Here is an 11,548-nt window from a genome sequence, read left to right as displayed (position 1 = left end):
TCATGCCCTCGTCAGAAGTAGGTCACCAGTGTCGTGACGCTGTCACTGCTCGAAGTCACCACACGCACCTGGACCTCGACCTTGCGCATCCCGTCGATGGGGTCGTCTTCGATGACATCCCAGGAACGAGTGAAAGCGCCCTCGATGGGGTTGTTCGGATCGTCGTGGGTGCCGGCACCGAGATCGGCGTGGAGCTTCGGCAGGCTGCGGAGTTCTTCCACCTTGGCCTGCGCCAGCGCGTTCGCCCGGCTCATCACCCGGGCGCGGGTGGCGTACTGGGAGGCTCGCGGCGCCAGCTGCATGAGCATGATGGTGCCGATGCCGAAGATCGTCAGCGCCACCAACGCCTCGACCATGGTGAAACCGGCGCGACGCCCCTCGTGTGCGATCTTTTTCGGCATCTCGAACCTCGTTTCGTCCGTCTCCGACGCGACGCTCCACGCCGCACCACGGCATCGGCACCGCATCGCTCCGCCTCCACGCACGTCCCGTGCCCGCTGCACCAGGGCCACCCTCGCGAGGGCACCGCCGCTCCAGAACGGCAACCCTGGATATGCCGCACCGCGTCTGGATCGGCGCGGCGCGCCGCTACGGGCACTTTCCGCGCCGCTTGGGGCGGCACGCCGCCTTGCGGGCTCCGCTTTTGCGCGATAGCGTGCAATGTGCGCAATATGGCCGCGGCGACGCTCGCGCACGCTGGGCGGCGCCGCGAGTCCGGAGGGCCGGCATGGATCTCAGCTTGCATCTCGTGCGCCACTTGCGGCCCGCCGTGGAGCGCCGCTCCCGCCGCACCCCCATGCGCCGCTCTGCCAACCCGACGCACCTCGGCGTGGAGCGTCTCTACTTCAAGCTCGAGTGCGCCCAGGTGACCGGGTCCTTCAAGGTGCGCGGCCCCTTGGGGCTGCGAGCGGTCTGCCACGATCCCCGGGAGTGGGTGACCGCTTCGGCGGGGAACCACGGTCTCGGCATGGCCTACGCCCTGCACGGACTCGGCCGCCCGCCGCGGCTCTTCGTCCCTAGGTCGAGCCCGCAGGTGAAGCGAGACGCCATCGCCGCGCTGGGGGCGGCGATCACCGTCGTGGACACGGAGAGCTTCGACGCCGCCGAAGCCGAAGCGAGGCGCTGGGCGGCGTCCACCGGCGCTCTCTACGTCTCCTTCGACGATCCGGCGATCATGGCGGGGAATGGCGGCACGCTCGGTCTCGAGATCCTGGAGCAACTCCCCGAGCTGGCGAGCCTGCTGGTGCCGGTCGGCGGCGGCGGCCTCATCGCCGGGCTCGGGTGCGTGATCAAAGCGCTGCGCCCGCAGGTGCGCCTCGTCGGGGTGCAATCCGAAGCCACACCGGCCATGTTCGAATCCCGCCGCCGTGGCCAGGTGCTGCTCCAGCACCACGGGCCGCCGACGCTGGCCGACGGCTTGGAAGGCGGTGCCGGGGCGCAGAGCTTCCCGTACGTGCAGCGCTGGGTCGACGACATCCGTCTGGTTTCCGAAGCGCGCCTCGCGGAGAGCATGGGCTGGTTGTGGCACCAGGAAGGGTTGCGCGTGGAGGGCTCGGCCGCCGTGGGCGTGGCGGCGCTCCTCGACGGCCTGCGCCTGCCGGAGCCGGTGTGCGTGGTGCTCACCGGACGCAACGTGGACGAGGACACCTGGAAGCGGGCGGTGCAGCCCTGATCATTCCCGGCGCTCGTAGACGATCTCTCCACCCACGACGGTCAGCATGGCGCGCGCCTGCAGCAATTCCCGTGGCTCGACGCGGAGCAGGTCGCGGTCGAAGACGCTGAGATCGGCGCGCTTGCCGGTCTCCAGCGTGCCGCCTTCGCTCTCGGTGAAGGAGGCGTATGCCGCCCAGGCGGTGAAAGCGCGGAGCGCTTCGGAACGGCTCAGGCGCTGCTCGGCGTGCCAGCCACCGGCGGGAGCGCCGCTCGTGTCCTCACGGGTGACGGCGGCGTACAAGCCGAGGAGCGGATCCAGGGATTCCACCGGCGCATCCGAGCCAGCGACGATCATCGCACCGGTGGCGCGGAGCGACCTCCAGGCGTAGGCGCCCTTTTCGCGCTCCGGGCCGAGCCGCGCTCCCGCCCAGGGCATGTCGGAGGTGCAGTGCGTCGGCTGCATCGACGGCAGGACGCCTAAGCCCGCGAAGCGCGGGATGTCGGCCGGCGCCAGCACCTGCGCATGCTCTACCCGGTGGCGGCAGTCGGGGCGGGGCAGCTCGCGTTGCAACGTTTCATAGGTGTCGAGCACCATGCGGTTGGCGGCATCGCCGATGGCGTGCGTCGCCAGCTGCAACCCCGCCGCGTGCAGCGGCCGCGCCAGCTCGAGGAACGCCGCGGCGTCGTGCTGCGGCAGGCCGAGCGTTCCGGGCTCGTCGCTGTAAGGCGCGAGCAACGCCGCGCCGCGGGAACCGAGGGCGCCGTCGGCGTAGAGCTTGACCGCGCGCAACGCCAAGTGCCCGCTCGGATCGAAGGGATGCCCGCCATCCCGGCAGAGGAGCTGGAGGAGCGAGTCCGTCGCCGAGCCCGGCTCCGGCGTGCCGTCGAGGAGCGCGTAGACACGCAAGCGCAGCTCGCCTTGTTCCAGCAGCAAGCGGTAGTCGTCGAAATCCTCTGCCTGGATGCCCGCATCGTGGAGCCCGGTGAGACCGAGAGCGGCGGCGTGCGCGAGCGCCAGACGCAAGCGTCGTTGACGCTCCGCCGGGTCTGGCGCCGGGATCTTCGGGGTGACGAGATCCATGGCCCGGTCCACCAGCACACCGGTCGGTTTCCCGTCGGCGCGCCGCAGGATGCGCCCACCCGCAGGGTCCCGCGTGGCGGCGTCGATACCGGCCAAGCGCAAAGCCGTGGCGTTGAGCAGCGCCGCATGGCCGTCCACCCGCCGCAGGTAGACCGGGTGATCGGGCACGGCGCCGGAGAGCTTTTCGTGCTCCGGGAAGGCTGTGTCCGGCCAGTCGTTCTGATCCCAGCCGCGACCTTGGACCCACTCCCCCGCCGGCAGCGCCGCGGCGCCGCTCTGAACGCGCTCGATCACCTCGTCGTAGCTCCGCGTGCCCACCAGATCCACCTGGCTCAGCGCCCGCCCCAGACCTTGTACGTGCACGTGCGCATCCACGAGACCCGGCACCGCGGTGCGCCCGCCGAGATCCACCACCTGGGTCGCGTCTCCCACGTAACGCCCCATGGCTTGGGCCGAGCCCGCAGCGACGATGCGGCCGTCGCGGACGGCGAGGGCAGAAACGTGCGGCTCGTTCTCGACGCGCTCCGGGGCGGGGCCGGCGAGCGTATAGATGTTCCCGTTCGTGAACACCTGCGTCGCCGGCGCCGGTCGTTCGGCGCAAGCGGCGGCGAGCAGGGTGACCACGACCCCAGCGAACGCAGTGGCTCTCGCTTGCATGCATGCCTCCGGGAGAAACGCCGGTGTATTCTCCGCTGCCGGCCCGCCCGGTGACAACGCGCGAATGCGGCCGCGGCGCCGGCCCGCCGAGAGGGCGCCGTCTCGAGGAGACAGCGCGGGGAGGCAGCGAGGGTGGACGAAGGCACGCTCCGACGGGCGCGACGGAATCTGCTCCGCTGGTACCGGCGGCGCCAGCGCGACCTCCCCTGGCGCCGGACTCAGGATCCCTACGCGATCTGGGTGTCGGAGATCATGCTGCAGCAGACGCGGGTCGAAGTGGTGGTGCCGTACTACGAGCGCTTTTTGGCCCGCTATCCCGATGTCGCCCGGCTCGCCGCCGCCCCCCTCGATGCGGTGCTCCAATCCTGGTCGGGCCTCGGCTACTACGGTCGTGCCCGCCGGCTCCACGCCGCCGCCCGGCGTGTGGTCGCGGCACACGGGGGCGAGCTCCCGGACGACATGGCGGCGCTACGCCGGCTCCCCGGGATCGGCCGGTACACCGCGGGCGCCATCGCGAGCATCGCTTTCGACAGTCCCGAACCTTGCCTCGACGGCAACGCTGCCCGCGTCCTGGCGCGCTTTTCCCTGGAACGCACGCCGGTGGAAGCGGCGCCGGCGCAGAAAAGGTTGTGGGAGCTCGCGGCCGCCTGGGCCCGGGGCTCGAGCCCGGGAGAAGCGAACCAATCCTTGATGGAGCTGGGCGCGGTCCTCTGCACCAAGGCGGCGCCGCGTTGTGCCGACTGTCCGCTGGCGTCGGCGTGCAGGGCCCGCGCCCGCGGTCTCGCCGCCGCGCTCCCCCGCTCCCGCCCTCGACCTCCACGCCTGGTCGTGCACCTGGGCGCGGCGCTGTTGCGGCAGCGAGCCAAGCTCCTCCTCGTCCGCCGGAGCAGCGGCCGCTTGCTGCGCGATTGGTGGGAGCTCCCGACCGGCAGGCTCGAGGCAAGGGACGGCGCTACCGCGTTCCGCCACCAGGTCACGGCGCGCGGCGGCATCGAAGTTCGCTCCTGGCGGCGGCAGCCGTCCGGCTTCCGCCACGCCATCCTCTCGCACCGGCTGGAGGTCGAGCTCTTCGCCGGCACCGCCGCCGGGTCGCCCCTTGCGTCGCCTCCTTCACGGCGCGCCGCCACCGCCGCGACACCTCTCGCCAACCTCGAGCTCCCCTCTCTCGACTGGCGCTGGGTCGACCGGGAGCGCTGCCGGAGCTTGCCGCTCACGACGCTGACGCGGAAGGCGCTGCGTACCGCCGCGCGCTTCGATGCCCGCTGGCTAGAGTACGTGCACGAAAGCGTAGGCCAGGACTCCGCCCGCGAGCGGCGTCGCCACCCACCCGAGCAGCACGTGTAGGAAGGCGCGCCGGCCGAGGGTGCGCACGCCCTTGGCGAGACCGATGCCGAGGGCGCCGCCCGCCAGCGCTTGCGACATGGACACCGGCAAGCCCCAGAGGGCGAAGAGGTGCACGGTGAGCGCTTGCGCCAGCATGACGACGAGCGCCGTCGGCGGTTCGAAACGCACCAGCTTGTCGCCCACGAGATCGACGAGACGCCAGCCGAAGCTGGCGATGCCGAGAGCGATGCTGCCGCCGGCAAGCGCCGCCCCGGGAAAGGGGGCGAGCACACCGCTCGCCACCACCACGCCGCTCACGTTGGCGGCGTTGTTGGCCCCGAGGGCGAAAGCACACCAGGCCCCGAGAGCGACGAGCGCGGTCCGCACCAGCGGATCGAGCTGGAGGAAGCCGGCGTGCCGCCGCCGACCGAGACGGCTCAAGAGGGCGGCGCCGGCGAAGCCCAAGAAAGCAGCGACGAGCGGCGTCAGCACCCATCCCTGCAGAATGCGCCCGAGAGCGGCTGCGTCCAGCGCCACGCCGCGTCCCCAGGCTCCGCCCACGATCGCTCCCACCACCGCCTGCGAACTGCTCGATGGCAAGCGGAGGACGACGAGGACGGTCATCGAAAGCGCCGCGGCGGCGGTGATCGCGAGGGCGCTCCGCGGCGTCTGCTGGCTCAGCGTGCCGACGGTATGCAGGGTGCGGGCGCTTCCCATGCAGGCGCCGAGGACGACGAAGACCATGGCCACCACGAGGGCGGTGCGATAGCGCACCGCCCGGCTCGCCACCGCGGGACCGTAGATGCTGGCGGCATCGTTGGCACCCAGCGCCCAGCCCAGGAACAGGGCCCCCAGCACTCCCCCCAAGCACGAGCCTCCCTGGCGCGGCGCTTCAGAAGCGGCGTTTCACCGCCATGCGCACCACCATGTCCGCCACTTCCTCGGCCTGATCGGAAAGCATGCCGAGGGCCTGGACGAGATCACGGAGGTGCAGCTTGTGGGCGCGCTCCACCTCGAGGTCGAAGATCCGCCGCAGCAGCCGGCGCTCCCGCGTGTCGCACTGGCTTTCCAGCTGGTCCACCTCGTTCGCCAAGGTCTGCACTTTGTCCAGGTCGGCCAGCAACAGTCGCACGGTTTCGGCCATGGCGGCGCAAGCTTCGAGATTCTTGAGCAGGAAGGAGTGCAGCTCGTCGCGCAGCGGCGGCGGCACCTCCAGCTCCTGGAGGGAGAAGAACTCCACGATGTTCTCGGCGCTGTTGGAGATGCGGTCGAGGGCCTCGAGGAGTACCAGCAGATCGGCGCGGGATTCGGGCAGCAGGCGGCCGGCGTAGAGCTCGAGCTCCAGGGCACGCCGCATGTCGTCGGCCTGTGACTCCAGCGGGTGCACCGGGTTGGAGAGATCGGCGAGGCGTGCGCGCGACCCATCCAGACAACTCGGGAAGGTTTCCTTCAGGCTGCCGAGGGCATGCATCACCTGGGCGACGTAGGCGTCGAGCTTCTCCTGCAGGCGCTTCTCGCTCCGCCACAGCCGGAACATGCACCCTCCTGGCGGCCTAACGCAGCGCTTCCTCCAGCGCCGTGCGCGCGTCGGTCTGCGCGTCCCGGTACTTGACGATCACCGGGGTGTAGAGCCCGAGGCCCGCGGCGGCGGCGAAGTCGCCGCGCAGCGCCCGGCTGCCGGGGACGACGACGGCGCCCTCGGGGATCTCGAGACCGCTGCCCGGCTGGGGCCGGATGATCTGTTGCCGCGGCAGGTCGTAGACCGGCGTCGAGGCGGTGAGGATGACGCCAGCGCCGAGGACGGCACGTCGGCGCACCAGCGTGCCCTCGTACACGCCGCAATTGCCCCCCACGAGCACGCCGTCTTCCAGGATCACCGGCCGCGCCCCCGGCGGCTCGAGGACGCCGCCGATCTGCGCCGCCGCCGACAGGTGCACGAAGCGCCCTACCTGAGCACAGGAGCCGACGAGAGCATGGGAGTCCACCATGCTGCCTTCTTCCACCCGGGCGCCGACGTTGACGTAGGCCGGCGGCATGATCACCACGTCGGGTCCGAGGTGGACGCCGCGGCGGACGCTGCTGCCGCCGGGCACGAGGCGGAGGCGGCGCCCCACACCGTCCAAGCTCTGGGTCGGCAGATTGTGCTTGTCGAAGAAGGGCAGGCGCGGGTGCACCGACATGTCCACGATCTTTCCGGCGCGAAAGCCGACCAAGATTCCCGCTTTCACCCAAGCCTGCACGAGCCAGGTGCCGTCCGGCGCCGGCGCCGCCGCCCGCACCGTTCCCGCCTCCAGGGCGGCGAGCAGAGCCTCGAAGGCCGCCGCCACTTCCGGGGCGGCGACATCGCGCTGGCCCTCGTAGGCCTCGAGCAGGATGCGGCGTGTCTCTTCCATCATTTCCCTTCCCGGATTCTTTCAGGGCATGGCGCGCAAATGCAGGGCGGCGCGGCGGTAGAGCTGTACGGCGGCGCGTAGCTCGTTCTTGGAAAGTCGCTCCTCCGCACCATGCGCCACCAGGATGGAGCCGGGGCCGCAGAGGAGCTTCTGGCCAAAGTGCTGGAGATGCGCCACATCGGTGTTGAAGGCCACCACGGTTTCCGGCGCGCCGGGCAGCACCATGAGCTGCTGCGGTTCGTTCGCCGTCTCCACGCTCCACTCTGCCGGGAGGCGGGAGCGGGCGCACAAGGCCTCCAGGCGCTGCCGCACCGCGGCGACGCTGTCGACGACGCGCACGTGGATCTCCGCCTCGGCGCGAGCGGGAACGACGTTCGCCGCCACCCCGCCGCGGAGGACGCCGATGTTGGCGCTGCCGCGCCCGAGCTCCGGATCCTCGCCCCAGTCGGCGGCGTCGATCGCTTGCAAGAGCTCGAGCAGAGCCAGCACCGCCGAGCGACCCTGCTCCGGATACCCAGAGTGCGCCGCCGTGCCCTGCAGGCGCAACGTGAACTTGAGGCCGCCCTTCTGGGCGCGGGCGAAGCGCGAGTCCGTCGGTTCGCCGACGAGGGTGTAGCGCACCGAGCCGAGCTCGAGGGTGGCGTTGGCGTGCTTGGCGCCGATCGAGTCGGTCTCTTCACCGACCACGAAGAGCAGACCCAGGTCGCGCACGCCTTCCTGCACCAGCGTCGCTGCCGCCACCGTCATCGCCGCCAGGATGCCTTTGGCATCGCACGACCCGCGACCATAGAGCCAGTCGCCGTCCTCGCGCGCCGGGAAGTAGGGCGGCACGGTGTCGAGATGGGTGCAAAAGAGAACGCGCGGCGGTTCCAAAGTGGCGAGAACGTTGGCCCGCCCGGGCGCTACGGCCAAGAGCTGGACGGCGAAGCCCGCCTCGCGCAGCACCGCGGCGCTGGCCTCGGCCATCGGGCCCTCCTCCCCGGTCAAGGAGGGGATGTCGACGAAGCGGCGCGCCAGGGCCACAGGATCCACGTCAACCGTCCACGATCTCGAGGCGCACGCGCCGGAAGTTCTTGCCCTTGCTCTTGACCTCGACGACGCGGACGGCGCCGATCTCGCTGCTGTTGCCGACATGCGTGCCGCCGTCGGCCTGTAGATCGAGACCCATGATGTGCACGGTGCGGATGATCCGGATGTCCGCCGGCAGCAGGTTCACTTTGGTGCGGATGAGGTCGGGGATGCGGAGCGCCTCGTCGCGCGGCAGGAGGCGCACCTCCACCGGACGGGCGGCGCGGATCTCGGCGGCGATCGCGGCTTCGAGGCGGGCGGCGAAATCAGCCGGCAGCGCTCCCAGTTCGAAATCGAGGCGGCCGCGCAACGGCTCCATGCCGCCCCCGGTCACCGGCGCCCCGTAGTCGCGCCAGATGATCGCGCTCAGCACGTGCAACGCCGTGTGCGTGCGCATCAGCTGGTGCCGGCGCTCCCAATCCAGGCTGCCACGCACCACCGTGCCGGCCGCGAGCGGCGGCCCGGGCACGGTGTGCCACACCTTCTCGCCCTCGCGCTCCACACGGGTCACGGCGCGGCGCTCGGAACCGAGATCGAACCAACCGAGGTCGTGGGGTTGCCCGCCTCCGGTGGGATAGAAAGCGGTGCGGTCGAGTTCCACGCGCTCTCCCTCGCTCGCCACGACGGTGGCATCGAAGACTCTGAGCATGGCATCCGTCTGGTAGAGCAGCTCGGTCATCGAGGAGCTCCTTCCTGCCCCATGGGCGCCCAAGCATGCACTGGCAGACGGGCCTGGGGAAAGGCCACACACCGTCCCGCCGTCCCACCGACCCTCCGCCTCCGTGGCATCGCCGTTGCTTCCCCTACGGGTACGCGAGGTTTCGAATCGGTGCGCCCAAGAGCACCGCGGTGAGAGGCGGAGGGAGCCTGCCTCGCCGCCTCGATTCGTTGCAGGGAGCAAGGATGCGACTCCGGCCCAGCATGCTGCACTTGTGTCTGGCGTGGTGCGCCCTGAGCGCGAGCCTGCCTGGAGCGCCGGCCGCGAGCGAGGGCCTGCGCACCGAATGCGGCGAGGTGCGCCTGCGCCGCTTGGCGATCGGCAAGTCCTACTCCGTCTGGCGACTGGCGGAGTCACCCCTGGTGTTCCAGAACCTGGGGAACGTGACCTTGGAGGTGCGGGTCGAGATCGTCGTGCCCTCGCACCACGATCTGCGTCCAGGAGCCCAACCGCTCCCGGACCGGCGCTGGGTGAGCTTGGAGCGGGCCCATTTCCGCTTGCCGCCGCATGCGGAGAAACGCACCGACGTCCGCCTCACCTTGCCCTACGAGCCCGATCTCGCCGGCAAGACCTTCCAGGTCGAATTCTGGAGCAACGCCGTGGACGCCCGCGGTCGCCGCTCCCGCGCTCGCGTGCATCGGCTGCTGTTCACGGTGGCAATGGACTACCGGGACGACACGGAGGCGCAGTTCTCCTCCCGATCGGGACGCTGAGGCGCGAACCGCGGCAGGTGATGCCAGGCAGCCGGAGGCCCATGCGACAGCCACAGGTCCGCAGCATCACGAGCCTGTGCGCCGCCGGGGTTTTCCTCTGCAGCGCGGTGCAGGCCGGCGAGCCCGGCTCCGCCGCGGTGGGTCTGGGCCTGGAGGCAGCGCTCGGCGCCGGCGCCGTGGCGCGCGTGGATCCCGCCGCCGCGCTCTTCGAGAACCCCGGGCGCCTGGCGCTGCTGCGGCGGCCGGAAGCTTGGTCGAGCGCCACGGCGAGCGACGGTCAGGACACCGGTCGACTCGCCTTCACGGCCCCACTCCTCGCCGGTCCGGTGCTCGGCCTCGGTGTTTCCCGTCTCGGCGCTGCGGCTTTCGGCGCGCCACGCGAGCTCGTGCATCTCGCCGGAGCCCAGACGCTCGGCGCCGGCGCCGCCGCCGGTGCGGCTCTCACCTTGCAATCCCAAACGGAGGCAGGGGCTGTGCAGACGAGCTTCGGTCTGGATCTGGGGCTGCACTGGGGCCTCGCGGATCGCTTCGCTGCCGGGGTGGTGCTAGCGAACGCGGTGGAACCGCGCCTCGCCGGCAGCGCCAGCGCCCGCGAGTGGCGGGCGGCGGCGGCGTGGACGCAGCCCCTGGCCTCGTACTGGAGCGCCGGGCTCTGCGCTGGTGTCCAAGCCCCCGAGTCGGCACGGCGGGAGCTGGCGGCAGCTGCAACGCTTCGCCGCGGCAGGATGGAGGTCGCCGCCGGCATGCATGCCGGAGACTGGCGCTACGGCGCGAGTCTCGCCCTGGGCGCCTGGCGACTCGGTTACTCCCACGCGGGGGAGGCGGTGCACGAAGTGGCGGTGCAGCTCCGCTTCGGCCCGAGCCGGGACGAACGCCGGCTGCGGCAGCAACGGCAAAGCGAGCTCGAGATGGCCGGGCGCGTGCACGACCTGGTGGGAAGTGGCGAACGCCTGCGCCTCGTGGCCTTGACCGAGGCGGCGGATTCGGCTTTCGCCGCGGGTCGCTTCACCACCGCCACCGATCTCTATGCCGCCGCCGCGGCGCTGGCGCCGGGGGAGTCGCGGGCCGAGGACGGCTTGCGCCGCGCCCGCAACGCTTCCTGGGTGCGGGAAGCGGACAGCCTGCAAGCGCGCCGCGATGACACCGGCGCCCTGTTCGCTTTGCAACAAGCGCTGCGCCATCTCCCCGAGGACAGCACCAGCGCGCGCCGGCTGCAAGAGCTGCGGCAAGCGAGCGCGAACTCGCGCAGCACTGCCGACGCTGCAGCCCGGCGCTTCGCCACCGGCGAACAGGCTTTCGCGCAGCAGCGCTACCTCGATGCGGCGCGGGCCTTCGAGGCCGTGCTTCGTCTGCGGCCGGACCATCCACAGGCGAAGCAGAGACTGCAGCAGGCGCGGAACGCCCACGAGCTCTGGCGGCGCGGCATCTTGCAGAACGCGCGGCAGCGCTTGGAGAGCGGCGACTTCGCTGGCGCCGCGGCGCAGACCCAGCGTGTCCTCGACCTGGAGCCGCGGGAGAACGAAGCCCGCAAGCTCCTGGCCCGGATCGAGCGCCATGCCCAAGCGGCCAGCGCCGCCGCGCCGGCGGCGGCAGGGCGGAGCGAAGACGCCGCCCCGGTGCCGCCCGAAGTCGCCGGGCGCTACGACGAGGGCATGCGCCTCTACCGCGCCGGCGATCTCGTCGGCGCCATGCTCGCCTGGGAAGAGGTGTCGCGCCTGGCGCCGCACTACCAGGAAGTGGACGGCAACCTCTTGCGCGTCTATCGAGTCACCGGCCTGGAGAGCTACACCGAAGGCAGGCTGCGCGAGGCCGTGGACATCTGGGAAAAGGCCCTGAAGCTGGACCCGAGCAACGTGCAGCTGCGCCGCTACCTGAACCAGGCGCACGTGAAGCTGACGCGCACGACCGTGGTGGAGCCGCAGGAGCCTTAGAGCGGAGAAGT

Annotated in this window: 11 protein-coding genes; 4 read left to right on the top strand and 7 right to left on the bottom strand. The window is 71.3% G+C overall.

Going from position 1 to position 11,548, the window contains the following annotated elements; all coding sequences use genetic code 11:
- Positions 1 to 11 precede the first annotated feature (11 nt).
- Positions 12 to 401: a type II secretion system protein gene (locus VFE28_10435; protein ID HZM16412.1), complete on the bottom strand. Its 390-nt coding sequence runs from the start codon at positions 399 to 401 to the stop codon at positions 12 to 14.
- 326 nt (positions 402 to 727) lie between these two features.
- On the opposite strand from VFE28_10435, the gene VFE28_10430 reads away from it, so the two are divergent.
- Positions 728 to 1,672, top strand: coding sequence for a pyridoxal-phosphate dependent enzyme (locus VFE28_10430; GenBank protein HZM16411.1), 945 nt, complete (start codon positions 728 to 730; stop codon positions 1,670 to 1,672).
- On the opposite strand, the gene VFE28_10425 is transcribed toward VFE28_10430, so the two are convergent.
- Positions 1,673 to 3,391 carry an amidohydrolase gene (locus VFE28_10425; GenBank protein ID HZM16410.1) on the bottom strand — a complete coding sequence of 573 codons (1,719 nt, stop codon included), beginning with the start codon at positions 3,389 to 3,391 and terminating at the stop codon, positions 1,673 to 1,675.
- Positions 3,392 to 3,523: 132 nt separating this feature from the next.
- Here VFE28_10425 and VFE28_10420 point away from each other — a divergent pair, with 132 nt between their 5' ends.
- Positions 3,524 to 4,735: an A/G-specific adenine glycosylase gene (locus VFE28_10420; protein HZM16409.1), complete on the top strand. Its 1,212-nt coding sequence runs from the start codon at positions 3,524 to 3,526 to the stop codon at positions 4,733 to 4,735.
- On the opposite strand, the gene VFE28_10415 is transcribed toward VFE28_10420, so the two are convergent.
- From VFE28_10415 to VFE28_10395, 5 genes are read right to left on the bottom strand one after another with little or no spacing between them, the layout of a single operon-like run.
- Positions 4,658 to 5,572, bottom strand: a complete 915-nt coding sequence (locus VFE28_10415; GenBank protein ID HZM16408.1) for an anion permease — start codon at positions 5,570 to 5,572, stop codon at positions 4,658 to 4,660. The two genes, VFE28_10420 and VFE28_10415, sit on opposite strands and share 78 nt — an antisense overlap.
- A gap of 34 nt (positions 5,573 to 5,606) precedes the next feature.
- Positions 5,607 to 6,251 (bottom strand): DUF47 family protein, encoded by a 645-nt coding sequence (locus VFE28_10410; protein ID HZM16407.1) that lies wholly within the window; start codon positions 6,249 to 6,251, stop codon positions 5,607 to 5,609.
- 16 nt (positions 6,252 to 6,267) lie between these two features.
- Positions 6,268 to 7,110, bottom strand: coding sequence for a 2,3,4,5-tetrahydropyridine-2,6-dicarboxylate N-succinyltransferase (locus VFE28_10405; GenBank protein HZM16406.1), 843 nt, complete (start codon positions 7,108 to 7,110; stop codon positions 6,268 to 6,270).
- Positions 7,111 to 7,128: 18 nt separating this feature from the next.
- The gene (locus VFE28_10400; GenBank protein ID HZM16405.1) at positions 7,129 to 8,139 is read right to left on the bottom strand and encodes a M20/M25/M40 family metallo-hydrolase; all 1,011 of its coding nucleotides are present in this window, start codon (positions 8,137 to 8,139) and stop codon (positions 7,129 to 7,131) included.
- A gap of 1 nt (position 8,140) precedes the next feature.
- Complete coding sequence (locus VFE28_10395) at positions 8,141 to 8,854, bottom strand: alanyl-tRNA editing protein (GenBank protein ID HZM16404.1); 714 nt, start codon at positions 8,852 to 8,854, stop codon at positions 8,141 to 8,143.
- 224 nt (positions 8,855 to 9,078) lie between these two features.
- On the opposite strand from VFE28_10395, the gene VFE28_10390 reads away from it, so the two are divergent.
- Entirely contained in the window at positions 9,079 to 9,606 is a 528-nt protein-coding gene (locus VFE28_10390) for a hypothetical protein (GenBank protein ID HZM16403.1), read from the top strand.
- A 41-nt stretch (positions 9,607 to 9,647) separates the two neighbouring features.
- Positions 9,648 to 11,537, top strand: coding sequence for a hypothetical protein (locus tag VFE28_10385; protein ID HZM16402.1), 1,890 nt, complete (start codon positions 9,648 to 9,650; stop codon positions 11,535 to 11,537).
- Positions 11,538 to 11,548: the final 11 nt, after the last annotated feature.

The sequence above is a fragment of the Candidatus Krumholzibacteriia bacterium genome, from assembly GCA_035649275.1.
Classification (GTDB): domain Bacteria; phylum Krumholzibacteriota; class Krumholzibacteriia.
This window is presented reverse-complemented; position numbering and strand designations above follow the sequence as displayed.